Here is a 25,429-nt window from a genome sequence, read left to right on the forward strand (position 1 = left end):
GTAGGCGGGCCCACTGACATTTGTGAGCCTCGTCGACTCGCCTGTGGATGCCGCCCGACCTGACCGTCGGCCTGTGGATCAGCCTAGCCGAACACGTGTTCGACGGTCGACGACACGCCGGACGCGATGCGTGGTTACGCGGTGAGCGCGTCGGCGATGGCGCCGACGAACGCGGGCAGGTCGTCGGGGTTGCGACTCGTGATGAGGTTGCCGTCCACCACGACGGTCTCGTCGACCCACTCCCCTCCCGCGTTGCGCACGTCGACCGAGAGGCTCGGGAAGCTGGTCAGCCGCTTGCCCTCGACGAGGCCGGCCGAGACCAGCAGCCACGGGGCGTGGCAGATCGCCGCGAGCGGCCGCCCGGAGGCCAGCACGTCCTTGACGATCTGCTGCGCACGCTCCTCGGTGCGGAGGTGGTCGGCGTTGACCGTGCCGCCGGGGACCACGACCGCGTCGAAGGACGACGGGTCGAGCTCGTCGAGCGTGCCGTCGACGTCGACGGTGATGGTCTTGTCCGTGTCGCCGCTCATCGCCTGCAGCGTGCCCGTGTGCGGCGCGTACACGCGCACGTCCGCGCCGGCCTTCGCCAGCTCGTCACGCGGGGTGGTGAGCTCGGACTCCTCGAAGAAATCGGTCGCGATGATCGCGACGCGCTTGCCGTTCAGGTCGGGAAGATCACTCATCCCTCGACGCTAGCTCAGCGATCGCGAGGCGGCAGGTCGAGCGTCGCGTGCACCGCGCGCCAGACCTTCTGCGGGTCCACGCCCTCCTCGAGGGCCTGGAAGGGCGTGCGGCCGCCCAGCGACGTGATCGCCTGCTGACGGGCCCACGACTCGGCGTACGCGCTGCCGAGCGCGGCCTCCATCCGCTGCCAGAACTCGCTGTGCCTCACGCGGCGGAGGCCCGTGCCGCGCCCGGGGCGATCGAGGACACGGTCGCCAGCTCGGCGGCCTCCTCGACCTCGAGCAGCGAGCTGACGTCCAGCAGGACCTTGCTGAGGGGGACGTCGAGCGCCTGGGCGAGGGCGGCGAGCAGCTCGGAGCTGGCCTCCTTCTGGCCACGCTCGACCTCGGAGATGTACCCCAGGCTGACGCGGGCGCGCTCGGACACGTCGCGCAGGGTGAGGCCCTCGGCGAGCCGGCGTGCCCGGAGCACGTCGCCGATCAGTTCACGCATCGCTGTCATGGCCACCACCTTCCCTGCCTGACTCAACGTCCGTCGAGCCGTGGTTCTTCCCCAGCCTATAGTGCAGGTCCGCCAGGACGGCGTGGACCGCCCCGCGTCGGACGGCGGCACGGTCGCCCTCGAGCCTGAGCCGCCGGCTGGTCACCCCGTCCGGTCCCGCGACGGCGACGTGCACCGTGCCCGCCGGGTGGCCCTCGGCCGGACCGGGGCCGGCCACGCCGGTCGTGCCCAGGCCCCACGTGGCGCCGAGCTCGCGCCGCACGCCGAGGGCCAGCTGCTCCGCGACGCCGGCGTTCACCGTGCCCTCACGGTCGATCAGGCCCGCGTCGACGCCGACCAGGCGGGTCTTGAGGTCGGCCTGGTAGGCCACGACCCCGCCGCGGACGACCCGCGAGGCGCCCGCCACGTCGACGAGCGTCGCCGTGACGAGCCCGCCCGTGAGCGACTCGGCGGCCGCGACGGTGTGCCCCACCGCGCGCAGTTGTGCCACCAGCGCGGCGACGTCGACCTCGTCGGTCACCGCGCGACGTCACCCGCCGAGGGCTGGGCGGCGAGCCTGCGCGCGTCGAGGACGTACTGGACGCCGGTCACGATCGCGACGACGAACGCCGCCGCCATGAGCACGTGGGTGACGCCGAGCAGCAGGGCGGGGACGACGCCGTCCCACAGCTCGAACGGCAGGCAGTAGCCGGCGATCGCGACGGACTGCAGGACGGTCTTGAGCTTGCCGCCCCGGCTCGCCGGCATGACGAACCCGCGGCGCACCATGACGATGCGCATGACCGTGATGCCCCACTCGCGCACGAGCATCGCGACGACGGCGATCCAGAACAGCGCGCTCCAGGACTGGTCCGAGAAGATGATGCCCAGGCCGATGAAGGCCATGCCCGTGAGCGCCTTGTCGGCGATCGGGTCGGCGATCTTGCCGAAGTCGGTGACGAGGCCGTGCTTGCGGGCGATGTCGCCGTCGACCTTGTCCGTGGCCATGAGCAGCGCGAACGCGGCCCAGGCGGCGATGCGCCACTCGACCGAGGCGCCGCCGTCGTGCAGCAGCAGCCAGCCGAACACGGGGACGCCCGCGATGCGCAGGACGGTCAGGGCGTTCGGGACGTTCAGGTTGCTCGGCTTGTGCACCGGGCTCGGCGAGTCCATGGGTACGAGTATCCCCTAGAGGGGCGAGAGCCACGTCCATCCGGGCACGTTCCGGGCCACCCAGTAGACGAGGACGACGCCCAGGAGCGCCCAGATCCACGGGGCCGGCACGCGGCTCGGGTGCCACGCGCGCACTCCGGCGAGTCGCAGTCCCCACGCGACCCAGGCGACCAGCACGACGGGCAGCAGCACCATCGCGAGCGGGTTGCGGTCCCATGCGGTGGCGAGGTCGCCGTGCGCGAGCGCGTGGACCGTCCGCAGGCTGCCGCAGCCCGGGCAGTACAGGCCCGTCAGCGCCAGGAACGGGCACGTCGGGTAGTGCCCCGACTCCTCCGGCGAGACGAGCGCGACCGTCGCCGTGGCGGCGACCGCGGCGGCCGTCGTGGCGACGAACGCGAGCGCCCCGCGCCGCCGGGAGTCTCCGGCGGGCACGGGGCGCGAGTTCACGTGATCCAGTGTCACAGGGACGTCGAGGACGACGAGCCGCCGCCGCTCGCCGCGACGATCACGATGAAGGCGATGTAGAGCACGAGGACGACGACGCCGACCACGGCGGACCAGATGGCCCACTGCTTGGCCTTGCGCGACGACTCCTGCGCACCCGCGACGTCACCGGCGGCGAACTTGCCGTTGACCTGCGCGGCGTAGACGATCGAGACCACGCCGAGCGGCAGGCAGCAGAACAGCGTCGTCAGGATGGCCCAGACGAGGTTGTTCGGCGGCGGGGTCGAGCCACCGTAGGCGCCCGAGGGCGGGGGCGGCGGCGGAGCGTTGTAGGTCATGCAGCAGTCCTTTCGCGTTCCCGTTCACCCCTGAGCGAGTGAACGCGGATGGTCCGCTCGAGCCTAATGGAATGTTCACCCGCTCCCGGGTCAACCCGCCTGGACGCTCGCCAGCACGTCGTCGAGGTCGTCCGGCTTGACCAGCACGTCGCGCGCCTTGGAGCCCTCGCTCGGACCCACGACGCCGCGACTCTCGAGGATGTCCATGAGCCGGCCCGCCTTCGCGAACCCGACGCGCAGCTTGCGCTGGAGCATCGACGTCGAGCCGAACTGCGTGTTGACCACGAGCTCGATCGCCTGCAGCACGAGGTCGAGGTCGTCGCCGATGTCGTCGTCGAGGTCGCGCTTGGCCTGCGCCGGCGCCGTGACGTCGTCGCGGTAGGACGGCTTGAGCTGGTCCTTGCAGTGCTGGACGATCGTGAGGATCTCGGCCTCGGTGATCCACGCGCCCTGCATGCGCATCGCCTTGTTCGCGCCCATCGGCAGGAACAGGCCGTCGCCCTGGCCCACGAGCTTCTCGGCGCCGGGCTGGTCCAGGATGACGCGGCTGTCGGCCAGGGAGCTGGTGGCGAACGCCAGGCGGCTGGGCACGTTGGCCTTGATCAGGCCCGTGACCACGTCGACGCTGGGTCGCTGCGTGGCGAGCACGAGGTGGATGCCGGCCGCGCGCGCCAGCTGCGTGATGCGCACGATCGAGTCCTCGACGTCGCGCGGGGCGACCATCATGAGGTCGGCGAGCTCGTCGACCACCACGAGCAGGTACGGGTAGGGCGTCAGGACGCGCTCGCTGCCCGGGGGCGGCTGCACCTTGCCCGAGGCGACGGCCTTGTTGAAGTCGTCGATGTGCCGGTAGCCGAAGTTGGCCAGGTCGTCGTAGCGCAGGTCCATCTCGCGCACGACCCACTGCAGCGCCTCCGCGGCCTTCTTCGGGTTCGTGATGATCGGCGTGATGAGGTGCGGGATGCCCTCGTACGCGTTGAGCTCGACGCGCTTGGGGTCGACCAGGATCATGCGGACCTCGTCGGGCGTGGAGCGCATGAGGATCGACGAGATCATCGAGTTCACGAACGACGACTTGCCCGAGCCCGTGGCGCCGGCCACGAGCAGGTGGGGCATCTTCGCGAGGTTGGCCACGACGTAGCCGCCCTCGACGTCCTTGCCCAGGCCGATGACCATCGGGTGGTGGTCGCTGCGCGCCTTGTTCGAGCGCAGCACGTCGCCGAGCGAGACCATCTCCTTGTCGACGTTCGGGATCTCGACGCCGATGGCGCTCTTGCCCGGGATCGGCGACAGGATGCGGACCTCGTTGGACGCGACGGCGTACGAGATGTTCTTGCTCAGCGCGGTGACCTTCTCGACCTTGACCGCGGGGCCGAGCTCGACCTCGTAGCGGGTGACCGTCGGGCCGCGGGTGTAGCCCGTGACGGTCGCGTCGATCTGGAACTGCTCGAGCACCTCGGTCAGGCGGGCGACGACCTCGTCGGACGCGGCCGAGCGGGTCTTGGGCGGCGTGCCCTCCTTGAGAGCCGAGGGCTCGGGCAGCGTGTAGACGACGTCGCCGGACAGGGCCAGCTGCTCGGCGCGGACCGGCAGCGGCTCCATCTCGCGCAGCTCGGGCTGCGGCTCGGGCTCGGACAGGGCCTGCGCGGGCAGGACGGGCTTGCGCGGCTCGACGGCCACCTGGCGGTCCTCGTCGGGACCGTCGACGAGCGGGTTCTCGAACGGCTCGTCGTCCACGACGGGCACCGTGCGCGGGTGGCGCTTCCTCGCCGGAGCCGGCTCGGGCTCGGCGGCCGCCTCGGCCTCGCCCTTCGCCCGGCCCAGCAGGCCGCGCACGCGGTCGGGGACGGCGTACAGCGGGGTGCCGGTGACGACGAGGACCCCGAACACGACGACGAGCACGAGGATGGGCGCGACGACCCAGGCGGTCTTGAGCAGGTCGACCAGGATCGCCGAGAACAGGAAGCCGATCGCTCCCCCGGCCTCGGACATGTCCGGGTCGCTGGGGCGCGGCGTGCCGTGGGCGAGGTGCACCAGGCCCAGGACGCCGCCGACGATCGCGCTCCAGCCGATCACCTGGCGCCCGGCGGGGCCGTTGCGGTCGGGGTGGCGCAGCGTGCGCCACGCGACGACGCACAGCAGGATCGGGACGGCCCAGGCCAGGACGCCCACCGTGCCGGTGGTGATCCGGCGGGCGACGTCGCCGACGGGGCCCGTGACGTCCCACCACACGGCGGCGGCGGTGACGAGCGCGAGCGAGACGAGTCCGAGGCCCACGCCGTCGCGGCGCTGCTCGGCGTCAAGCTCGCGCGCGCCGTGGCCGATGCTGCGCGCGATCGCGCCGACGACGCCGGCGAGGCCGAGCCAGAAGGCCGTGGAGGCGCGCAGCACCCCCTGCAGGGCAGCACTGAGTGGACCAGGTCCGGTACGGGGTGCGGCGGGCTTGCGCGCGGGCTGCTTGCGCGCTGCCGGCTTCTTCGTGCGGGCCTGGCTGCCGGACGGCCGCTTGCGCGGCGGGGAAGACGTACGACTCGCCATGCTCGCAAGGCTAAACCAGAACCTGAGGGTTCTCACGGACCCACGCCGTGAACCCCCTGCGACGGTGGGTCGTCGACGGCCCGCGAGAGGGCCAGGGAGACCAGCTGGGGATCGGGCGCGTCGGCCCCGAGCAGCGGCGCCGTGACGACATCGGCGCCGAGCCGCCCGATGCGGGCGCTCCCCTCCCCCGGCGCGAGGTCGTACAGCGCGACCACGACGCGCTGGTTGTGCGCGCGGGCGATGTCGAGCGCCTGGTCGACGGGCGTGCCGTCGCCCTCGACCACGCCGACGTGCACGGGACCACCCCAGACGGCGCTCAAGAGGCGTGCCGCGCTCGAGACGTCGGCGAGGGCGCGCCGGCCGTTCACGTGCGGCGCGACGAGAACGATCGTGTCGCTCGGGCGGGCACCGGCCTCGATGAGCCGGCGCACCCCGATCTCGGCGAGGACCCAGTCCGGCCCGACGGGTGGCGCGATGCGGATCATCTCGTCCGACGCGGCGACGGAGCGCAGCAGCATCGACGCCGCCTCGTCGTGTCCGAGCAGCAGCGGCACCACGACGCGCGGCCCGGGCGTCTCCGCGACCACGTCCGGCAGCAGCGGGTGCTGGACGTCCACGAAGGCGTCGACGACCTCGTACCCACGGGCCTGCCGGCGCACCGCGTTCACGAGGCGCGACAGCGCGGTCCGGCCGGCGATCGAGGTGGTGCCGTGCCCGCAGACGATGATCCGAGTCCTCACCCGCCCCAGCGTGCTGAGGGTGTGTTTCCCCCGGGTTACGGCGTCCCGGAGGTTGGGTTACGGCTGGATCAGGCCTCGAGGACGATCGGGATGATCATCGGGCGGCGGCGCAGGCGGCGGCCCGCGAACGACCCCAGGACGCGCCGCATGACCTGCTGCAGCGCCGTCGTGTCGTACGCGCCCTCGGCGAGCGCCTCCTCCAGCGCGGCGACCAGCTTGGGCTGGATCGTCTCGAAGACGGAGTCGTCCTCGGCGACGCCGCGGGCGTGGATCTCGGGGCCCGTGACGATCTTGCCGGTCGTGGAGTCGACGACGGCGATGACCGAGATGAAGCCCTCCGCCGCGAGCGTGCGGCGGTCCTTGAGCTCGGAGTCCGTCAGGTCGCCGATCGAGGAGCCGTCGACGTAGACGTAGCCCACGTCGTAGGCACCCGCGATCTGCGCGTGGCCGTCGATGAGGTCCACGGCGTAGCCGTCCTCGGCCAGGATCGTGTTGGGCACGCCGGTCTGGCGGGCCAGGGCGGCGTTCGCGTGCAGGTGCCGGATCTCGCCGTGCACCGGCATCACGTTCGAGGGCTGGACGATGTTGTAGCAGTAGAGCAGCTCGCCGGCCGAGGCGTGACCGGAGACGTGCACGAGCGCGTTGCCCTTGTGCACGACGTTGGCGCCGAGCTTGGTCAGACCGTCGATCACGCGGTAGACGGCGTTCTCGTTGCCCGGGATGAGCGAGGAGGCCAGCAGGACCGTGTCGCCCGGCTCGAGGTGGACCTTGTCGTGCGTGCGGTTCGCGATGCGCGACAGCGCCGCCATCGGCTCGCCCTGCGACCCGGTGGACATGAGCACCATCTGCTCGGGCGGCGCGGCGTCGATCCGGTCCACCACGACGCCGTCCGGCACGTGCAGGTAGCCCAGCTCGCGGGCGATCTGCATGTTGCGGACCATCGAGCGGCCGACGTAGGCGACCTTGCGGCCGTGCTTGGCGGCGGCGTCGAGGACCTGCTGGACGCGGTGCACGTGCGAGGCGAACGACGCGACGATGATGCGCTTCTTGCTGCGCGCGAAGACCGCGTCGATCGCGGGCGTGATCTGCTTCTCGGCGGTCGTGAAGCCCGGGACGTCGGAGTTCGTGGAGTCGGTGAGGAACAGGTCGACGCCGGCCTCGCCCAGGCGCGCGAACGCGCGCAGGTCGGTGATGCGGCCGTCGAGCGGCAGCTGGTCCATCTTGAAGTCGCCCGTGTGCAGGGCGACGCCGGCGGCGGTCTTGATCGCGACGGCGAGCGCGTCCGGGATCGAGTGGTTGACGGCGACGAACTCGCACTCGAACGGACCGAACGACTGCACGTCGCCCTCGGTCACGACGTGCATCGGCACGTCCTTGAGGCGGTGCTCCTTGAGCTTGGGCGCCAGCAGCGCGAGCGTCAGCTGCGAGCCGATGACGGGGATGTCGCCCCGCTCGCGCAGCAGGTACGGCACGCCGCCGATGTGGTCCTCGTGGCCGTGCGTCAGGACAAGTCCGACGACGTCGTCGAGTCGGTCCCGGATGGGCCCGAAGTCCGGCAGGATCAGGTCGACGCCCGGGTGGTGCTCCTCGGGGAACAGCACGCCGCAGTCGACGATGAGCAGCTTGCCGTCGAACTCGAAGACGGTCATGTTGCGACCGATCTCGCCCAGTCCGCCGAGCGGGACGACGCGCATGGCGCCGGGGGCGAGCGGAGCCGGCGTGGCCAGCTCGGTGTGCATGTGGCTCATCAGAGCAGACCTGCGTCCTTCAGTGCGGTGCGGATGACCTGGACCTGGTCGTCCGTGGCGGGCGTGAGGGGAAGCCGCGTGGCGGCGTTGGGGATGATGCCGAGCTCGGCCATGGCCACCTTGGCGGCGATCGCGCCCTGCGTCTGGCCCATGATCGCGTGGGCGATCGGCAGCAGGGAGTCGTCGATCTCGCGCGCACGGGCGAGGTCGCCCGCGTCGACGGCCTCGAGCATCTGCTTGATCGGGCCGGCGGCCACGTGGCCGATGACGCTGACGGTGCCCGCGGCACCCAGGGCGAAGAACGGCAGGTTGAGCACGTCGTCGCCCGAGTAGATCGCCAGGCGCGAGCTCGCGCGCAGGCGTGCGGCGCGGGCCAGGTCGCCCGAGGCGTCCTTGACGGCGAGCACCGTCGGGCGCGACTCGAGCTCGCGGTAGGTGTCCTCGGAGATCTCGACGCCGGTCCGGCCGATGATGTCGTAGAGCATGATCGGCGTGTCGCCGGCGGCCTCGATCACGGCGTCGATGTTGGCCAGCAGGCCCGCCTGCGGCGGCTTGCTGTAGTACGGCGAGACCAGCAGCAGGCCGTGCGCGCCGCGACGGACGGCCTCGCGGGTGAGCTCGACCGTGTGGCGGGTGTCGTTGGTGCCGACGCCCGCGACGATCGTGGCGCGATCGCCCACCGCCTCGAGCACGGCGGACAGCAGGCGGCCGTCCTCCTCGCCCGTCGTGGTGGGCGACTCGCCGGTGGTGCCACTGACGACGATGCCGTCGGCGCCCGAGTCGACCAGGTACGTCGCCACCTTGGCGGCGGCGTCGAGGTCGACCTCGCCTTCCGGCGTGAACGGGGTGATCATCGCGATCAGCACCCGGCCGAACGGAGCGGACGCGGTGGCCAGCGGAGACGTCATGCTCCGAGGTTACCGTCAGCGCGCCGACCGCCTCGGGCAGGATGAGCCGGTGACCGACTTCTATCCGGACGACACGATCGCCACCGTCGAGGCCGACGGAACCCTCACCCTCGCGGTGACCGACCGCTGGAACACGCCCCTGGGCAAGCCGAACGGCGGGTGGGTCCTCGCCTCGATGCTGCGCGCCGCGATGGACCACGTCGACGTGGGTCGGCCCGTCGTGGCGGGCATCACGTACTTCGCCTCCCCCGAGCCCGGCACCACCGCGACGATGACGGTCACGCCGCTCAAGCTGGGCCGCCGCGTCCAGACCGTCGACGTCGACCTCGTCCACGGCGACCGGCCGCTGGCCCGGATGACCGCGAGCTTCGCCCGCGACCACGACGGGATGACGCGCGAGCTGGGCGAGGCGCCGGCGCTGCCCGACCCCGACACGCTCCCCGACCCGCGCGGGCACGGCGCGCCGAAGGACGGCCTCTTCGCCCGCATGGAGTACCGGATGGCCGAGACGCCCGGCTGGGCGCAGGGCGCGCCGAACGGCGACCCGACGACGCTCGCGTGGCAGCGCCTCGAGGGGGCCGACACCGACTGGCCCGCCCTCGGACTGCTGGCCGACGCCATGCCGCCTCCGGTGCTGGAGCTGGGCATGCTGGCGTCGATGACCGTGCAGCTGACGGTGCACTTCCACCGGCTGCCCGCGCCTGGCGCCTGGGTCGCCTCGCGGTTCACGACACGCCACGTCACCGCCGGCTTCCACGAGGAGGACGGCGAGCTGTGGGACGCGGACGGGAACCTGCTGGCGCAGTCGCGCCAGCTCGCGATCCTGCTCTGAGCGCTCAGCCGGACGTGTCGGTCGTGCCCTCGTAGAGCCCGACGACGTTGCCGTCGGGGTCCTCGAAGATCGCCCACCAGCTGGTCTCGCTGATCGGCTGGCGCTCCATCACGACGCGACCGCCCTGCTCGGTGACCTTGGCGAGCGTCTCGTCGATCGAGTCCACCTCGACGTACGAGCGCGGCTGGGTGAAGTCCTCCGAGCGCGGCGCCAGGCCTCCCCCGCTGATGCCGTTCGGGGCCTGCCACATGGGGTAGCCCTCGTAGCCGGGGTACTCCTGGATCTGCCAGCCGAACAGTCCGGCGTAGAACTCCTGCGCCTTGGCCGTGTCGGCGACCGGGATGTCGATGTGGGTGATGTCTCCGTGTGCCATGGGAGCCTCCTGTCCTCCTCGCCAGTGTCGGACCGGCAAGGCGCTGCGGACAAGGGTCAGCGGCGCTCGTACGTGGCGATCTCGTAGTCGGGCGTGCCGGCATGGGACTCGCGGGCGACCTCGGTCCAGCGGTCGGGGTCGATCGGCGCGAAGAACGTGTCGCCGGGCGGGCTCAGCGGGACGTGCGTGACGACCATCGTGTCGACGAGGTCGCGCTCGAGGGCCTCGTCGAAGACGGCGGCGCCCCCGATCAGGAACACCTCGTCGTCGAGCTCGTGGGCCCGCGCCAGGGCGGTGTCGAGGTCTCCCGCCACGAGGACGCCGTCGTCACCGGGGTCCCAGTCGGCCCGCCGGGTCAGCACGATCGAGGTCCGGCCCGGCAGCGGGCGGCCGATCGACTCGTACGTGGCGCGGCCCATGACGATGGGGTGGCCCCACGTGAGCTCCTTGAACTGGCGCATGTCGCCCGTGCGCGGCCAGGGCATGCCGCCCTCGTACCCGATGACGCCGTTCTCGCCGACCGCCACCGCCACCGTGACCGTCATCAGACGGCGATCGGGGCCTTGATCGCGGGGTGCGACCGGTAGTCCTCGACCGTGACCGTCTCGAGCGTGAAGCCGTCGATGTCGGTCACCGAGGGATCGAGCCGCAGGGTCGGCAGCGGCAGCGGCTCGCGCGTGAGCTGCTCGCGCGCCTGGTCGAGGTGGTTCACGTAGAGGTGGCAGTCGCCGCCGGTCCAGATGAACTCGCCGACCTCGAGGCCCGTCACCTGCGCCACCATGTGCGTCAGCAGGGCGTACGAGGCGATGTTGAACGGCACGCCGAGGAACACGTCGGCCGAGCGCTGGTACAGCTGGCAGCTGAGCCGCCCGTCCGCGACGTAGAACTGGAAGAACGCGTGGCATGGCGCGAGCGCCATCTGGTCGAGGTCGGCCACGTTCCACGCGCTGACGATGTGGCGGCGCGAGTCCGGGTCGGCCTTGAGCGCCTCGATCACGGCCCTGAGCTGGTCGATGTGGCGGCCGTCCGGGGCCGGCCACGAGCGCCACTGGTAGCCGTAGATCGGGCCGAGGTCGCCGTTATCGTCGGCCCACTCGTCCCAGATCGTCACGCCGTTGTCACGCAGGTACTGCGTGTTGGTGTCGCCCTTGATGAACCACAGCAGCTCGGCGACGACGCTCTTGAGGTGCACCTTCTTGGTGGTGACGACCGGGAAGCCCTCGGTCAGGTCGAAGCGCATCTGGTGACCGAAGACGCTGCGGGTGCCGGTGCCGGTGCGGTCGCCCTTGGCCACCCCCTCGTCGAGGATGCGCCGGACGAGCTCGAGGTAGGCCTGCATGCGACGAACACTAGCAACGCGCACCGCCAGGATCGGGCCGTCCGCGCGGTGACATACTGACCCGCGTGTCACATGTCCGGACGACCGCCGCATGAGCGCCGACCTCTCGGTCCGGCTGGCCTGGCCGGACGACGCCGAGACCATCGCGGCCCTGCAGCGCGACCACTGGGTGCGCGTCTACGGTGACGCCGTCGACCCCGACGAGCTGGCCGCCCTCGACCAGGGCACGATGGCCGAGCGCTGGGGCCGCCTCATCACGGCACCGAAGGACGCCCGCATCCGCACCCTCGTCGCGCTCGAGCGCGCCACGCTGCGGGGCTACGCCCTCGTGCACCCGTGCCACGACCCCGACGCCGACCAGGTGCGCGACGCCGAGGTCGGCGAGTTCGTCGTCGCCGGCGACCACCAGCGCACCGGCCACGGCTCGCGCCTGCTGCACGCGTGCATCGACACGGTCCGTGCCGACGGCTTCGAGCGCGCCGTGTGGTGGGTCTCCCCCACCGACGACGTCCTGCGGGCGTGGCTGCGCGACGCCGGCTGGGAGCCGGACGGCGCCCACCGCGAGTTCGCCGGCGCGACGGGGCCGGTGAAGCAGATCCGCCTCCACACGTCGCTGGCATGACCGAGCCGGTCAGCGACCGCGAGGTCGTCCTCGACTCGCTCGGCGTCGGGATCGGCGTCGGGCTCTACGGCGTGACCTTCGGGGCGCTCGCCACGTCGAGCGGCCTGTCCGTGGCGCAGGCGTGCGCGCTGTCGCTGCTGGCGTTCACGGGCGCCTCGCAGTTCGCGTTCCTGGGCGTCGTGGCGGCGGGCGGCGCCCCTGCGGCGGGTGCGCTGACGGCCGTCCTGCTGGGCGTCCGCAACACGTTCTACGGCATCACGCTGGCCCCCTTCCTGCGGTTGCGGGGCGTCCGCCGCCTGGCCGCCGCGCACTTCGTCATCGACGAGACGACGGCCATGTCGATCGGCCGCGAGCAGCCCCACCAGGCCCGTCTCGGCTTCTGGTGGACCGGCATCACGATCTTCCTGCTGTGGAACCTCACGACGCTCATCGGCGGCGTGGCGGGCGAGCAGATCGGCGACCCCCGCGCGATCGGCCTGGACGCCGCCGTCGCCGCCGCGTTCCTGGGCCTGCTGTGGCCGCGACTGGACTCGATGCCCGCTCGCCTGCTGGCGCTGCTGGCGGCCGCCGTGGCGGCCGGCCTGGTCCCCTTCACGCCGGCCGGCGCGCCGATCATCGTGGGCGGCCTCGTCGCCGTCCTCGTGGGCCTGCGCTTCGTGCCGCACCGGGAGGCGGGCGATGACTGAGCTGTGGTGGGGCGTGCTGCTGGTCGTGGCGGGCTGCTACGCGCTCAAGCTGCTCGGGCTCTCCGTCCCCGAACGCGTGCTGGAGCACCCCGTCACCGTCCGCGCGGCCGAGTTCATCCCGGTCGGCCTGCTGGCGGCGCTCGTGCTCGTACAGGGCTTCACGACCGGGTCGAGCCTGACGATCGACGCCCGCGTGGTCGGGCTCGGCGTCGCGGCGTTCCTGCTGTGGCGGAACGTGTCGTTCCTGCCCATGCTGATCGCCGCGGCGGCGTCGACGGCGCTCGTGCGGCTCGTGACCGGCTAGGTCAGTCCAGCCCCAGGACCGCGTCGAGGCCGACGGTGACGCCGGCGTGGCCGGGGATCCAGCGCAGCGCTGCCACGACGCCCGGCATGAAGGACTCCCGGCTGGACGAGTCGTGGCGGATGCTGAAGATCTCGCCCTCCTCGCCGAGCACGACCTCCTGCGAGGCGATGAAGCCACGGGCGCGGACGGCGTGGACCGGGATGCCGGCCACCTTGGCGCCGCGGGCGCCGTCCGGGTCGGTCTCGGTGGCGTCCGGCAGCGGCGCCGAGCCCGCCTCCTCGCGCGCCGCGGCGATGATCTCGGCCGTGCGGACGGCGGTCCCCGACGGGGCGTCGACCTTGTTCGGGTGGTGCATCTCGATGACCTCGACCGACTCGAAGAACGGCGCGGCGATGCCGGCGAACCGCATCATGAGCACGGCGCCGATCGAGAAGTTCGGCACGACGATGACGCCGACCTCCGGGTGGGACCCGAGGAGCTCGCGCAGCTGCTGGACCTTGTCGTCGCCGAAGCCGGAGGTGCCCACGACGGCGTGGATCCCCCGCTCGACGCACCAGCGGACGTGGTCGAACGCGACGTCCGGCGTGGTGAAGACGAGCGCGGCCTCCGCACCGGCCTCGGTGATCGCGTCGAGCTCGTCGCCGGCGTCGATGCCCGCCACCAGCTCGAGTCCCTCGGCCGCCTCGATCGCCGCCGCCGACGTCGATCCCATCCGGCCCTTCGCACCCAGCACCGCCACGCGTGTCATGGCCCCGAGCCTATCGACCGCGCGACGGCCGGCTCAGCCGAGCCGCACCCCCGAGACGGGGTCGAAGTGGTGGACGCCGTCGGGGTCGGTGACCGACAGGTGGATCCGCTCGCCCTTGAAGGGCGGGTTGCGCCAGTCGGCCCGCGCCACGAGCGGTGTCGCGATCCCCTCGGCGCGACCGTAGACGTAGGCGTCGGCGCCGAGCTCCTCGACCACGTCGACCACGATCGGCAGGCCCTCGTGGCCCACCTTGAGGTTCTCGGGCCGCACCCCCACCACGACGGAGCCGGCCGCGTCGGTCACGGCACGCGGCACCGGCAGCGGCGTCGTCCCGAACGGCACGGCTCCGTCGCGCACCGGCAGCTCCACGAGGTTCATCGCGGGCGAGCCCATGAACCCGGCCACGAAGAGGTTCACCGGCCGGTCGTAGAGCTCGCGCGGCGCGGCGACCTGCTGCAGGACGCCGTCCTTGAGCACGGCGACGCGGTCGCCCATGGTCATGGCCTCGACCTGGTCGTGGGTGACGTAGACGGTGGTGGTGCCGAGGCGGCGCTGGAGCGCGGCGATCTGGGTGCGGGTCTGCACACGCAGCTTGGCGTCGAGGTTCGACAACGGCTCGTCCATCAGGAACACCTGCGGCGAGCGGACGATCGCGCGGCCCATCGCGACGCGCTGGCGCTGTCCGCCCGAGAGGGCCTTGGGCTTGCGGTCGAGGAAGTCGGTCAGGCCCAGCAGCTCGGCGGCCTCGGCGACGCGGGCGGCGATGTCGGCCTTGGTGGCCTTGGCGATGCGTAGGGCGAAGCCCATGTTCTCGGCCACCGTCATGTGCGGGTAGAGGGCGTAGTTCTGGAACACCATCGCGATGTCGCGGTCCTTGGGCGGCAGCTGCGTCACGTCACGCCCGCCGATCAGGATGCGGCCGGAGTCGACGTCCTCCAGTCCCGCCAGCATCCGCAGCGTCGTGGACTTGCCACACCCTGACGGGCCGACGAGCACGAGGAACTCCCCGTCGGCCACCTCCAGGTCCACGTTGTCGACCGCCGGGCGGTCCTGTCCGTCGAACCGACGGGTCGCTCCTTCGAAGACCACGGTGCTCATGTCGACTCCCCTTCGATCAGCCGTGTGGGCAAGATGACGGACCCGGGCTCGGCGTCCGGGTCCTCGATGCGCCGCGCCAGCACCTCGACGAGCGAGCGCCCGAGGTCGGCGAGCGGCTGGTGCACGGTCGTCAGGACCGGCGTGGAGGCGGCCGCGGCGGCGGAGCCGTCGAAGCCGACCAGCGCGACGTCGCCGGGCACCTCCACGCCCCGGCGCGAGAGCTCGCGCAGGGCGCCGAGCGCCATGACGTCGTTCGCGGCGAAGATCGCGTCGAGGTCGGGCCGGCGCTCCAGCAGCGCCGCGGCCCCGGCGGCGCCGCTGGCGTCGCTGAAGTCGCCGGGCTCGACGAGGTCGGCCTCGAACACCAGGCCGGCGGCCTCGATCGCGTCGCGGTAGCCGTCGAGGCGGTCGCGGCCCGAGGCCATGTCCTGCGGGCCGGTGACGATGGCGATCCGCGTCCGCCCGCGCTCGACGAGGTGAGTGACGGCCTGCCGCGCTCCCCCGCGGTTGTCGACGTCGACGAAGCACGCGTCCGGGTCCTGCGGGCGGCCGACGTACGCGATCGGCAGGTCGTGGTTGCCCGGCAGGCTCAGCCCGTCGTGCAGCGAGACCACCATCACGCCGTCCACGTGCTGCGGCGTCAGGAACTGGCCGAGCCGCGCGAGCTGCGCGTCGCCGGGGACCATCGACAGCACGAGGCGCCGCGAGGTCTCGTCGACGGCGCGCGAGATGCCGCGGACCAGCCCGGCGAAGAACGGCTCGGCGAACACGCGCTCCTCGTCCTCGGCGATGACGAGGGCGACCGTGTCGGTGCGGCGCGTCTTGAGCGCCCGCGCGGCCTGGTTGGGCACGTAGCCCAGCTCGCGCACGGCCCGCTCGACGGCCTCGCGCGTGCGCGGCGCGACGTGGTCCGAGCCGTTGACGACGCGGGAGGCGGTGCCGCGGCCCACACCGGCGAGCCGGGCCACCTCCTCCAGCGTCGGCTGTCGCGAGTCCGTCATGAGTGCTCCTTCGTGCTGCTGCGTCGGGCCAGGTCCCCGTACCACCGTGCACTGGCCTTGGGCGTGCGCTCCAGGGTGTCGAAGTCGACGTGGACGAGGCCGAACCGCTTCTCGTAGCCCTCGGCCCACTCGAAGTTGTCCAGCAGCGACCACGCGAAGTATCCCCGCACGTCCACCCCCGCGTCGATGGCGTCGGCCAGGACGGACAGGTGCGACTCCAGGAAGTCGATGCGGTCCTCGTCCCGGACCTCGCCGTGCTCGAGCGCGTCGTCGAAGGCCGCGCCGTTCTCGGTGATGTGGATCGGCACGGGTGGGTAGTCGCGGTGGACCTGCGCCAGCACCTCGCCGAGGCCGGGCGCGTCGATGTCCCAGCCGGAGGCGGTCTTGGGCCAGTCGCGCTGGACGAACTCGACCTCGGCGGCCCCGGGCCACGCGCCCGCCGCGACGACGTGCCGCGAGTAGTAGTTGATGCCGAGGAAGTCGATCGGCGCGTTGATCGTGGCCAGGTCGCCGTCGTGGACGAGGTCGGCCGGCAGGTCGTGCGCGACGTCGCGCAGCACGTCCTCGGGGTACCGGCCCAGCAGCACCGGGTCGAGGAACCAGCGGTTCATCAGGCCGTCGATGCGCCGCGCCGCGTCGTCATGACGGCCGGTGTCGTCCGCGGGCGAGACGGCGTAGAGGTTGAGGGTCACGCCGACCTGCGCGTCGGGACGCCCCTCGCGGATGCGTGGGACGGCCAGGCCGTGCGCGAGGTGGAGGTGGTGCGAGGCGGCGAGGGCCGCCGCGGGCTCGGTCCGGCCGGGCGCGTGGATGCCCGCGCCGTAGCCCAGGAACGCGGCGCACCACGGCTCGTTGAGCGTCGTCCAGTGGCGGATCCGGTCGCCGAGCGCGTCCGCGACGATCTCGGCGTAGTCGGCGAAGCGCTCGGCGGTCTCGCGCTCGGGCCAGCCGCCCGCGTCCTCGAGCGCCTGCGGCAGGTCCCAGTGGAACAGCGTCGGCCACGGCTCGATGCCGGACTCGAGCAGCCCGTCGACGAGCCGGTCGTAGAACGCCAGTCCGCGCGGCTCGACGGGTCCCTTGCCCTCGGGCTGGATCCGCGGCCACGCGATCGAGAACCGGTAGGCGCCCAGCCCGAGGTCCCTGACGAGAGCGACGTCGTCGGCCCAGCGGTGGTAGTGGTCGACCGCGACGTCGCCGGTGTGCCCGAGGTACGTGTGGCCGGGGCGCGCGGCGAAGGTGTCCCAGATGGACGGGCCGCGTCCGTCCTCGGTCGTGGCGCCCTCGATCTGGTAGGCCGAGGTGGCCACGCCCCACACGAAGCCGGGGTCGAACCGCTCGCTGAGCTCGGTCATGACTTGAGGCCGCCTTCCATGATGCCGCCGACGATCTGCCGGCCGAACACGATGAAGACCAGGACGAGCGGCAGGGTGCCCATGAGGGTGCCGGCCATGACGAGCGCCTGATCGGTGTAGTAGCCACCGGACAGCCGCGAGAGCGCGACCTGCACGGTGGGGTGGTTGAAGTCGAGCGCGATGTACGGCCACAGGAAGTCGTTCCATCGCTCCATGAACGTGAGCAGGCCGAGCACGGCCGCCGCGGGCCGCAGCGCCGGGAAGACGATCGACCAGAAGATGCGGAACGTCGACGCGCCGTCGACCCGCGCGGCCTCGATGAGCTCGTCCGGGATGGCCTGCACGGCGTACTGGCGCATGAAGAACACGCCGAACCCGCTCACGAGGAACGGCAGCGTGACCGACGCCAGTCCCCCGGCCAGGCCCAGCTTCGTCATGAGCATGTACAGCGGGATCAGGCCCAGCTGGACGGGCACCATCATCGTGGCGACCACCACGACGAGCAGGACGTTGCGGCCCCGGAAGCGCAGCTTCGCGAACGCGAAGCCCGCCAGCGCCGAGGTCACCACGACCGAGACGGTCGCGACCGACGCGACGACCAGCGTGTTGAGCAGCGCCTTGCCGAACTGGACGTCGGCGTTGGCGAAGACCCGGTCGATGTTGGTGGCCAGCTGGTCGCCCGGCAGCAGCGGCGGCGGGATGCCCAGGATGTCGCTGTTGGCGCGCGAGGCCATGACGAGCATGAAGTACAGCGGCGCCGCCGACAGCAGCAGGACGAGCAGGAGCGTCGCGTACATGAGCGGCGAGGCGCCCGTGGCGCGGGCCTGCGGGAGCCGGGTGTGCTCGCGGGTGCGGGTGATGATGGCCATGTCAGTCCGCCGATCGGATGCGCCGCAGCAGCAGCAGGTTGATCGCGGCGACCACCGCGATGACGAGGAACAGGACCCAGGCGATCGTCGAGGCGTAGCCGAAGCGCTGGCCCGTGAACGCCTGCTGGACGAGATACATCGCGACGGTCTGGAACTGGCCCTGGTTGCCGCCGGAGATGGCGTTCGCGCCGGGGTTGAACAGCAGCGGCTCGGTGAACAGCTGGATGCCGCCGATCGTGGCGACGATCGTCACGAAGATCAGGGTGGGCCGCAGCATCGGGACCGTGACGGACCAGAACTGCCGCCACGCCGAGGCGCCGTCGAGGCGCGCCGCCTCGTAGAGCTCCTTGGGCACCGACTGCAGCGCCGCCAGCAGGATGAGCGCGTTGTAGCCCGTCCAGCGCCAGTCCACCATCGTCGCGATGGCGATCCACGAGGACCAGCGGTGCGCCCGCCAGTCGATCTCGTCGACCCCGACCAGGCCCAGCAGCCAGTTCGCGATGCCGTAGTCGCGGGCGAAGATCAGGCCGAAGATGATGCCGACCGCGGCGACCGAGGCGACGTTCGGCAGCAGGACTCCCATCCGCCAGAACGTTCGGGCCCGCAGCCCCGTGTTGAGCATCTGCGCCAGTACCGTCGCCAGCACCAGCTGCGGCACGGTCGCCAGCACGAAGATGCCGAACGTGTTGACCAGCGCCCGCCAGAACGCGTCGTCCCCGAGCAGCTCGCGGTAGTTGTCGAAGCCGATGAACTCGACCTTGCCGGCCAGCAGGGTCCACTCGTGCATCGAGACCCAGGCGGTGTAGACGAGCGGGAACAGCCCGAAGACCGCGAAGACGACGAAGTACGGCGAGACGAACGACAGCCCCGCGCCCTGCTGGCGGGCCAGCTTCCTGCGTGCCATGGGAGGTCCTTCCCGAGTCGTGTGGACAAGGGCAGCCGGTGTCCGCGCCTGGAGGAACGCGCGGACACCGGCCGCGTCAGGGGTGCGTCAGCGTGCGGCCTTCTCGGCCGCCGCCGTCGCGTCGTCCCAGCCCTTCGCGGGCGGGACCTCTCCGTTCTCGACACTGCGGAGCGCGTTCTCGACCGCGTCGCGGACGGGGACGTTCTTCGTGCCGAGGTAGACCGGCTCGAGCTGCGAGGCGCCGGCGACGAACAGCTGGCCGACGGGCGCGTCGTTGAAGTACGGGTTGGTCGCCGACTTCAGCTCCTCGGTCTCGTACAGCGCCGGCAGGGAGGGCAGGCGGCCCTCGGCCTCGAAGGCCATCAGCTGGCCCTCCTCGTCGCTGAGGTAGTCGATCAGCTCGAGCGCCATGTCCTGGTGCTTGCTGGTCTTGGGGACCGCGAGCCACGAGCCGCCCCAGTTGCCGCCGCCCCCGGGCACCGTGGCGATGTCCCACTTGCCCGCGTTGGCCTCGCCCGCCTGGTCCTTGATGTAGCCGGTCATCCACGCGGGGCACGCGATCGTGGCGAACGAGCCGTTCTTGAAGCCCGCGTTCCACTCGTCGCTGAACGCCTTGAGCTGGGCCGACAGGTCGGCCTCGGTCATCTCGACGGCGTAGTCCCACGCGGTCCGGACGGCCGGGTTCGTCTCGAACACGAGCTCGTTGTCGCGGTCGAAGTACGTGTGGTCGCCCTGCTGCATCAGGATCGTGTTGTACGTGTTGGTGGACGAGTCGACGAAGCGCACCTTGTCGTCGCCGATGCCCTGGCTGAACTTCTTGCCGGTGGCGATGAAGTCGTCCCACGTCGGCCAGAGCTTGCCGACCTGGTCGCGCTCGGTGGGCAGGCCCGCCTTCTCGAACAGGTCGCGGCGGTAGCACATCGCGAGGCCGCCCACGTCGGTCCCGTAGCCGATCGTGGTCTTGCCGTCGCCGGTCGTGGCCTTGTCCCAGACCCACGGCAGCCAGCGGTCCTTGACGTCGTTGCCGCCGTGCTCCTGCAGGTTCACGAACTTGTCCGCGGCGTCGAGGAACGCGACCGTCTGGCCCTCCTCGATCGCGACGACGTCGCCCGCGTCGCCGCCGGCGGCGATCTGCTGCGTGAGCTTGGTGTTGTACTTGCCGAGGTCGCCCTCGGCCGTCTCGACGATCGTGACGCCCGGGTGGTCCGCCTCGAACTTCTTGTACGCCTCGCTGTACCCGAACTTGCCGAACAGGTTCACGCGCAGCGTGATGTCTTCTCCGTCGTCGCCCGAGCCACCGTCGCCACACGCCGCCAGGCCGGACAAGGCGATGACTGTGGCAAGGGAGGCGGCGATGCGTCGTGTGCGATTCAACGTCGTGCCTTCCGTCGGACCCCCGGTCATGGGAGCGTTCCCATGAGTGTGACGCAGGCCACAACGCGACGTCAAGAACTTTTTGGGAGCGTTCCCATACGGGGTCGCCGCAGACGACGAGGCCCCGCACCCGAGCGGGTGCGGGGCCTCGTGCGAGGGAGCGAGGATCAGGCCTCGGTCGACTCCTCGGCCGTCTCGACGGCCGCGTCGTCGGTCTTCTCCACGACGGGGACGAGCGACAGCTTGCCCCGATCGCCGACCTCGGCGATCTCGACCTGGATCTTGTCGCCGACCTTGACGACGTCGTCGACGTTGTTGACCCGCTGGCCGCCGTTGAGCTCGCGCAGCTTGCTGATGTGCAGCAGGCCGTCCTTGCCCGGCAGCAGCGAGACGAACGCGCCGAAGTCGACCGTCTTGACGACGGTGCCCAGGTAGCGCTCGCCGACCTCGGGCATCGTCGGGTTGGCGATCGCGTTGATCGCCGAGCGCGCGGCCTCGGCCGCGTCGCCGCCCTCGGCGCCGATGTAGACGGTGCCGTCGTCGTCGATCGAGATCTTCGCGCCGGTGTCGTCCTGGATCTGGTTGATCATCTTGCCCTTGGGGCCGATGACCTCGCCGATCTTGTCGACGGGGATCTTGACCGTGATGATCCGCGGGGCGTGCGGGCTCATCTCGTCCGGCTCGCTGATCGCCTCGGCCATGACGTCGAGGATCGTCTGGCGCGCGTCGTGGGCCTGCTGCAGGGCGCCGGCCAGCACGTCTGCCGGGATGCCGTCGAGCTTGGTGTCCAGCTGCAGGGCCGTGACGAAGTCGCGCGTACCGGCGACCTTGAAGTCCATGTCGCCGTACGCGTCCTCGGCACCGAGGATGTCGGTCAGCGTGACGAACTGCTGCTCGCCTTCGACCTCACCGGAGATGAGGCCCATCGCGATGCCCGCGACGGGGGCGCGCAGCGGCACGCCGGCGTTGAGCAGGCCCAGCGTCGAGGCGCAGACCGAGCCCATCGAGGTGGAGCCGTTGGAGCTCAGCGCCTCGGAGACCTGGCGGATCGCGTACGGGAACTCCTCGCGCGTCGGCAGGACGGGCAGCAGGGCCCGGCCGGCGAGCGCGCCGTGACCGATCTCGCGACGCTTGGGCGAGCCCACGCGGCCGGTCTCGCCGGTGGAGAACGGCGGGAAGTTGTAGTTGTGCATGTAGCGACGCGTCGTCTCGGGCGAGAGCGTGTCGAGCTTCTGCTCCAGGTCGAGCATGTTCAGCGTCGTGATGCCCAGGATCTGGGTCTCGCCACGCTGGAACAGCGCCGAGCCGTGCACGCGCGGGATGACGCCGACCTCGGCGCTCAGGGCGCGGATGTCGGCCAGGCCGCGGCCGTCGATGCGGACCTTGTCGCGCAGGACGCGCTGGCGCACGAGCGACTTGGTCAGCGCGCGCAGGGCGGCGCCGAGCTCCTTCTCGCGGCCCTCGAACTGCTCGCCGAGCTGCTCGACGACGTTGGCCTTGATCTCGGACTCGCGCTCCTCGCGGTCGGCCTTGCGGACGATCGTGAGGGCCTGCTTGAGGTCCTCGGTGGCGATGCGCTCGACGGCCTCGTAGGCGTCGTCCTGGAAGTCCAGGAAGATCGGGAACTCCTGGACCGGCTTGGCGGCGGCGTTGGCCAGCTCGGCCTGCGCCTCGCACAGCTGGCGGATGAACGGCTTGGCGGCCTCGAGGCCACCGGCGACGACCGACTCGGTCGGGGCCTGGACGCCGCTCTGGACGAGCTCCCAGGTGGCCTCGGTGGACTCGGCCTCGACCATCATGATCGCGACGTCGTCACCGGCGATGCGGCCCGCGACGACCATGTCGAACACGGCCTCCTCGAGCTGGCTGTGCGTCGGGAACGCGACCCACTGGCCGTCGATGAGCGCGACGCGCGTGGCGCCGACGGGGCCGGTGAACGGCAGGCCCGAGATCTGCGTGGACGCCGAGGCGGCGTTGATCGCGAGCACGTCGTACGGCGTGTCCGGGTTGAGGGCCATGACCGTGATGACGACCTGGACCTCGTTGCGCAGGCCCTTCTTGAAGGTCGGGCGCAGCGGGCGGTCGATCAGGCGGCACGTGAGGATCGCGTCCTCGCTGGGGCGGCCCTCGCGACGGAAGAACGAGCCGGGGATGCGGCCCGCGGCGTACATGCGCTCCTCGACGTCGATCGTCAGGGGGAAGAAGTCGAAGTGGTCCTTGGGCTGCTTGCCGGCCGTGGTGGCCGAGAGCAGCATCGTGTCGTCGTCGAGGTACGCCGAGACGGAGCCGGCGGCCTGCTGCGCGAGCAGGCCGGTCTCGAGACGGATCGTGCGGGTGCCGAAGCGACCGTTGTCGATCACGGTCTCCACGGTGGTGATGTCGGACATGTGTGTCCCTTCTGCAGGGGACTCCCCTGCGTCTTCGGGACGAGGCGGCTGCGGGTGCCGGTCTTCGATCGAGGCCCTCGCGCCCGGCGGGCTCCGAGGGCCACTACCGAGGACCGAGCGGTGCCGTCCTCGTCATGGGTGAATCGTGTTCAGTTGTGGGGCATGACGAACGGGCGGCCACCCCCGAGGGGATGACCGCCCGTGTCGTCAGCGGCGCAGGCCGAGACGCTCGATGAGCGAGCGGTAGCGCTCGATGTCGTTCTTCTGCAGGTAGTTCAGCAGGCGGCGGCGCTGGCCGACGAGCAGCAGCAGGCCACGACGGCTGTGGTGGTCGTGCTTGTGCTCCTTCAGGTGCTCCGTCAGGTGCGAGATCCGACCCGTCAGCAGAGCGATCTGGACCTCCGGGGAGCCGGTGTCGCCCTCGCTCGTGGCGTACTGCGCGATGATCTCGGACTTCGACAGGTCAGCCACCGTGGGGGCAGCGGTCTTCTTCGACACGAATTTTCTCCTTGGAGGTTCCGTTGCACGGCGCGCCCGGGCCTGTTCACCGGGGCACTCTCTGTCCGTGGCCGTTCTACGGCACCTCTCAGGCTACCAGCGCGGGCTCGGGGGGCCCTAATCGCCACGCGGGTGTCAGGAGGCCAGGGCGGCCCGGGCGTCCTCGACGTCTCGGTGCATCTGCTCCACGAGCGCCTCGAGCGTCGTGTAGGCGACCATGGCGCGCAACCGCGCGACGAACTCGACCGTCACCGTGGCGCCGTAGAGGTCGAGGTCGTCGCGGTCCAGCACGTAGGACTCGACGCGGCGGCCGGCCACGCCCTCGAACGTGGGGTTGGTGCCGATCGAGGTGGCCGCCGGCAGCCGCGTGCCGTCGGGCAGGACGACGCGCGTGGCGTAGACGCCGTCGGGCGGGACCGCGCACGTGTCGTCGACGGGGACGTTGGCCGTCGGGAAGCCGAGCTCGCGACCGCGCCGGTCCCCCGCCACGACCGTGCCGGTGACCTCGTGCGGCCGGCCCAGGATCCGCGCCGCGCGCTCGACGTCGCCCCCGGCGACGGCCTCGCGCACGCGCGTGGAGGAGAAGGCGTCGCCGTCGCCGGCGAGGTCGACCTCGGCGGCCGTGAAGCCGTGCTGCTCACCGGACGCGGCGAGCGTCTCGATCGAGCCGGTCGCGCGGCTGCCGTACCGGAAGCCCGAGCCGACGATCACCGCGCGGGCGTGGCACTGGTCCAGCACGACGCGCTCGACGAACTCCTCGGGCGACCAGGCGGCCATCTCGCGGCTGAAGTCCAGGACGCGCACGTGGTCGGCGCCGTGCTGGTGCAGCAGCTCGATGCGGCGCTCCAGGGTCGTGAGGCGCTTGGGGGCGCGATCGGGCGCGAAGATCGCGACGGGGTGCGGGTCGAACGTGATCGCCACGGTGGCGAGCTCGCCCCCGCCCGCGGCGCGCGTGGCGGCCAGCAGGGACTGGTGGCCGCGGTGCACGCCGTCGAAGTTGCCGATCGTCACGGCGGTCGGCTCGGTCACCGAGGTGTCGGGAGCCCCGTCCACCGCCTTCCAGATCGCCACGGCGACACTCTGCCACAGGCCTCCTCGCGGGCCTCAGGCAGCGACCGTCATCGCCGCGATCGAGTCGTCCGTGCACGTGTCCCAGAACTCGCCCACGACATCCTGCACCTGGCTGAACGACGACGCCGCGAACAGCACCTCCTGGTAGTGCGTGATGTCGTACTCGGTCGTGCCCATGTCGGCCAGGTCGAGCGGCTTGATCGTCATGCCGCGGAACTCCTCGATCTCGCCGGGGCTGGACAGGATGCCCGCGCCATACGCCTTGAGCCCGTCGTCCTCGTGCACCACGCCGAACTCGAGCGTGAACCAGAAGACCTTGCTGACGAACTGCAGCGCCTCCTCGGACTCGACGCGGCGCGCGGCCCGGCCGGCGACCTCGTACAGCTCGGTGAAGCGGCGGTCGGCGAGCGTGTTGCCGTGCCCGACGACCTCGTGGAGCACGTCGGGCTCGGGCGTGTAGAGCGGGACCGAGTGGTGACGGACGTACTGCGTCGCCCAGAAGTGCCGGTCTGCCAGCGCGCCGTAGAACTCGCGCAGGGGCACGAGTCCCGCGGCGGGCTGGTACCCGAACCCGGTGAGGGGCGCGAGGGCCGCGTCGAGGTCGGCGAGCTGGGGCACGTGGTCGTCCGGCAGGCCGAACGCCTCCTTGCCGTCGAGGTACTCGCGGCACGCGTAGCGGCGGTGCTTGTCCCGCAGGTCCTCGCACACGATCCGCCACACCTCGTGCTCCTCGTCGGTGTAGTCGATCACCGGCGCGGGCTCGCCCGGGCTCCACTGCGCGGCGGCCGTCGCGATCCGGTCGCGGCGCTCGCGGTAGACGGGGTCCGCGAGGCCGGGGTGGCCCTCCCCCAGCTCGACCGAGACGCTGCCGTCGCCCTTCTTCACGACCGGCGCGAAGTACTGGCCTTCCTCGAACAT

At 71.6% G+C, this 25,429-nt stretch carries 29 protein-coding genes; 4 read left to right on the forward strand and 25 right to left on the reverse strand.

Annotation, left to right across the window (positions count from 1 at the left end; translation table 11 throughout):
* Window positions 1-134: 134 nt before the first annotated feature.
* From AB3M81_RS05355 to dapA, 11 genes are all read right to left on the reverse strand, one after another.
* The gene (locus AB3M81_RS05355) at window positions 135-683 is read right to left on the reverse strand and encodes a type 1 glutamine amidotransferase domain-containing protein (protein ID WP_412902868.1); all 549 of its coding nucleotides are present in this window, start codon (window positions 681-683) and stop codon (window positions 135-137) included.
* Between the two features lie 14 nt (window positions 684-697).
* Entirely contained in the window at window positions 698-892 is a 195-nt protein-coding gene (locus AB3M81_RS05360; RefSeq protein ID WP_412902869.1) for a DUF3046 domain-containing protein, read from the reverse strand.
* On the reverse strand, window positions 889-1,185 hold the full coding sequence (locus AB3M81_RS05365) for a helix-turn-helix domain-containing protein (protein WP_412902870.1): 297 nt from the start codon (window positions 1,183-1,185) through the stop codon (window positions 889-891). Before AB3M81_RS05365 ends, AB3M81_RS05360 begins: the two co-directional genes overlap by 4 nt.
* The gene (locus AB3M81_RS05370; RefSeq protein ID WP_412902871.1) at window positions 1,169-1,705 is read right to left on the reverse strand and encodes a CinA family protein; all 537 of its coding nucleotides are present in this window, start codon (window positions 1,703-1,705) and stop codon (window positions 1,169-1,171) included. The genes AB3M81_RS05365 and AB3M81_RS05370 overlap by 17 nt, the downstream gene beginning before the upstream one ends.
* Window positions 1,702-2,337, reverse strand: coding sequence for a CDP-alcohol phosphatidyltransferase family protein (locus tag AB3M81_RS05375; protein WP_412902872.1), 636 nt, complete (start codon window positions 2,335-2,337; stop codon window positions 1,702-1,704). Before AB3M81_RS05375 ends, AB3M81_RS05370 begins: the two co-directional genes overlap by 4 nt.
* A 15-nt stretch (window positions 2,338-2,352) precedes the next feature.
* The gene (locus AB3M81_RS05380; RefSeq protein WP_412902873.1) at window positions 2,353-2,784 is read right to left on the reverse strand and encodes a DUF2752 domain-containing protein; all 432 of its coding nucleotides are present in this window, start codon (window positions 2,782-2,784) and stop codon (window positions 2,353-2,355) included.
* An 11-nt stretch (window positions 2,785-2,795) separates the two neighbouring features.
* Window positions 2,796-3,119, reverse strand: coding sequence for a CD225/dispanin family protein (locus tag AB3M81_RS05385; protein WP_412902874.1), 324 nt, complete (start codon window positions 3,117-3,119; stop codon window positions 2,796-2,798).
* Between the two features lie 90 nt (window positions 3,120-3,209).
* A complete protein-coding gene (locus AB3M81_RS05390; RefSeq protein WP_412902875.1) occupies window positions 3,210-5,657 on the reverse strand; it encodes an FtsK/SpoIIIE family DNA translocase in 2,448 nt (815 codons plus the stop codon).
* Between the two features lie 32 nt (window positions 5,658-5,689).
* Window positions 5,690-6,397 carry a sirohydrochlorin chelatase gene (locus AB3M81_RS05395; protein ID WP_412902876.1) on the reverse strand — a complete coding sequence of 236 codons (708 nt, stop codon included), beginning with the start codon at window positions 6,395-6,397 and terminating at the stop codon, window positions 5,690-5,692.
* Window positions 6,398-6,465: 68 nt separating this feature from the next.
* Window positions 6,466-8,145 (reverse strand): ribonuclease J, encoded by a 1,680-nt coding sequence (locus AB3M81_RS05400; protein WP_412902877.1) that lies wholly within the window; start codon window positions 8,143-8,145, stop codon window positions 6,466-6,468.
* Window positions 8,145-9,053: a 4-hydroxy-tetrahydrodipicolinate synthase gene (gene dapA, locus AB3M81_RS05405; protein WP_412902878.1), complete on the reverse strand. Its 909-nt coding sequence runs from the start codon at window positions 9,051-9,053 to the stop codon at window positions 8,145-8,147. Before dapA ends, AB3M81_RS05400 begins: the two co-directional genes overlap by 1 nt.
* Before the next feature lie 49 nt (window positions 9,054-9,102).
* On the opposite strand from dapA, the gene AB3M81_RS05410 reads away from it, so the two are divergent.
* Complete coding sequence (locus AB3M81_RS05410; protein ID WP_412902879.1) at window positions 9,103-9,885, forward strand: thioesterase family protein; 783 nt, start codon at window positions 9,103-9,105, stop codon at window positions 9,883-9,885.
* A gap of 4 nt (window positions 9,886-9,889) precedes the next feature.
* On the opposite strand, the gene AB3M81_RS05415 is transcribed toward AB3M81_RS05410, so the two are convergent.
* Genes AB3M81_RS05415 through AB3M81_RS05425 form a run of 3 tightly spaced genes read right to left on the reverse strand, consistent with a single transcriptional unit; the run spans window position 9,890 to window position 11,597 of the window.
* Entirely contained in the window at window positions 9,890-10,258 is a 369-nt protein-coding gene (locus AB3M81_RS05415) for a VOC family protein (protein ID WP_412902880.1), read from the reverse strand.
* 56 nt (window positions 10,259-10,314) lie between these two features.
* Window positions 10,315-10,803 carry a dihydrofolate reductase gene (locus AB3M81_RS05420; protein WP_412902881.1) on the reverse strand — a complete coding sequence of 163 codons (489 nt, stop codon included), beginning with the start codon at window positions 10,801-10,803 and terminating at the stop codon, window positions 10,315-10,317.
* Entirely contained in the window at window positions 10,803-11,597 is a 795-nt protein-coding gene (locus AB3M81_RS05425; RefSeq protein WP_412902882.1) for a thymidylate synthase, read from the reverse strand. Before AB3M81_RS05425 ends, AB3M81_RS05420 begins: the two co-directional genes overlap by 1 nt.
* Before the next feature lie 91 nt (window positions 11,598-11,688).
* Here AB3M81_RS05425 and AB3M81_RS05430 point away from each other — a divergent pair, with 91 nt between their 5' ends.
* Genes AB3M81_RS05430 through AB3M81_RS05440 form a run of 3 tightly spaced genes read left to right on the forward strand, consistent with a single transcriptional unit; the run spans window position 11,689 to window position 13,209 of the window.
* A complete protein-coding gene (locus AB3M81_RS05430; protein WP_412902883.1) occupies window positions 11,689-12,219 on the forward strand; it encodes a GNAT family N-acetyltransferase in 531 nt (176 codons plus the stop codon).
* Entirely contained in the window at window positions 12,216-12,905 is a 690-nt protein-coding gene (locus AB3M81_RS05435) for an AzlC family ABC transporter permease (protein ID WP_412902884.1), read from the forward strand. Before AB3M81_RS05430 ends, AB3M81_RS05435 begins: the two co-directional genes overlap by 4 nt.
* Window positions 12,898-13,209 (forward strand): AzlD domain-containing protein, encoded by a 312-nt coding sequence (locus AB3M81_RS05440; RefSeq protein ID WP_412902885.1) that lies wholly within the window; start codon window positions 12,898-12,900, stop codon window positions 13,207-13,209. The genes AB3M81_RS05435 and AB3M81_RS05440 overlap by 8 nt, the downstream gene beginning before the upstream one ends.
* A gap of 1 nt (window position 13,210) precedes the next feature.
* Here the strand turns inward: AB3M81_RS05440 and dapB are convergent, their stop codons facing one another.
* The 11 genes from dapB to AB3M81_RS05495 all read right to left on the reverse strand — a co-directional run bounded on the left by dapB (window position 13,211) and on the right by AB3M81_RS05495 (window position 25,429).
* On the reverse strand, window positions 13,211-13,957 hold the full coding sequence (gene dapB / locus AB3M81_RS05445; protein ID WP_412902886.1) for a 4-hydroxy-tetrahydrodipicolinate reductase: 747 nt from the start codon (window positions 13,955-13,957) through the stop codon (window positions 13,211-13,213).
* Between the two features lie 33 nt (window positions 13,958-13,990).
* Window positions 13,991-15,055 carry an ABC transporter ATP-binding protein gene (locus AB3M81_RS05450; protein ID WP_412902887.1) on the reverse strand — a complete coding sequence of 355 codons (1,065 nt, stop codon included), beginning with the start codon at window positions 15,053-15,055 and terminating at the stop codon, window positions 13,991-13,993.
* Entirely contained in the window at window positions 15,052-16,056 is a 1,005-nt protein-coding gene (locus tag AB3M81_RS05455) for a LacI family DNA-binding transcriptional regulator (protein ID WP_412902888.1), read from the reverse strand. Before AB3M81_RS05455 ends, AB3M81_RS05450 begins: the two co-directional genes overlap by 4 nt.
* On the reverse strand, window positions 16,053-17,408 hold the full coding sequence (locus AB3M81_RS05460) for a GH1 family beta-glucosidase (RefSeq protein WP_412902889.1): 1,356 nt from the start codon (window positions 17,406-17,408) through the stop codon (window positions 16,053-16,055). Before AB3M81_RS05460 ends, AB3M81_RS05455 begins: the two co-directional genes overlap by 4 nt.
* Window positions 17,405-18,277, reverse strand: a complete 873-nt coding sequence (locus AB3M81_RS05465) for a carbohydrate ABC transporter permease (RefSeq protein WP_412902890.1) — start codon at window positions 18,275-18,277, stop codon at window positions 17,405-17,407. Before AB3M81_RS05465 ends, AB3M81_RS05460 begins: the two co-directional genes overlap by 4 nt.
* Window position 18,278: 1 nt before the next feature.
* Window positions 18,279-19,181 carry a carbohydrate ABC transporter permease gene (locus AB3M81_RS05470; RefSeq protein ID WP_412902891.1) on the reverse strand — a complete coding sequence of 301 codons (903 nt, stop codon included), beginning with the start codon at window positions 19,179-19,181 and terminating at the stop codon, window positions 18,279-18,281.
* Between the two features lie 87 nt (window positions 19,182-19,268).
* Window positions 19,269-20,507 carry an ABC transporter substrate-binding protein gene (locus AB3M81_RS05475; protein ID WP_412902892.1) on the reverse strand — a complete coding sequence of 413 codons (1,239 nt, stop codon included), beginning with the start codon at window positions 20,505-20,507 and terminating at the stop codon, window positions 19,269-19,271.
* 215 nt (window positions 20,508-20,722) lie between these two features.
* Window positions 20,723-22,942, reverse strand: a complete 2,220-nt coding sequence (locus AB3M81_RS05480) for a polyribonucleotide nucleotidyltransferase (protein ID WP_412902893.1) — start codon at window positions 22,940-22,942, stop codon at window positions 20,723-20,725.
* A 207-nt stretch (window positions 22,943-23,149) separates the two neighbouring features.
* Window positions 23,150-23,413 (reverse strand): 30S ribosomal protein S15, encoded by a 264-nt coding sequence (gene rpsO / locus AB3M81_RS05485; protein WP_412903134.1) that lies wholly within the window; start codon window positions 23,411-23,413, stop codon window positions 23,150-23,152.
* Window positions 23,414-23,575: 162 nt separating this feature from the next.
* On the reverse strand, window positions 23,576-24,511 hold the full coding sequence (locus AB3M81_RS05490; protein WP_412902894.1) for a bifunctional riboflavin kinase/FAD synthetase: 936 nt from the start codon (window positions 24,509-24,511) through the stop codon (window positions 23,576-23,578).
* 33 nt (window positions 24,512-24,544) lie between these two features.
* Window positions 24,545-25,429 carry a phenylalanine 4-monooxygenase gene (locus tag AB3M81_RS05495; protein WP_412902895.1) on the reverse strand — a complete coding sequence of 295 codons (885 nt, stop codon included), beginning with the start codon at window positions 25,427-25,429 and terminating at the stop codon, window positions 24,545-24,547.

It is taken from the genome of Aeromicrobium jepli (assembly GCF_047246605.1).
In the GTDB taxonomy this organism is placed as follows: Bacteria; Actinomycetota; Actinomycetes; order Propionibacteriales; family Nocardioidaceae; genus Aeromicrobium.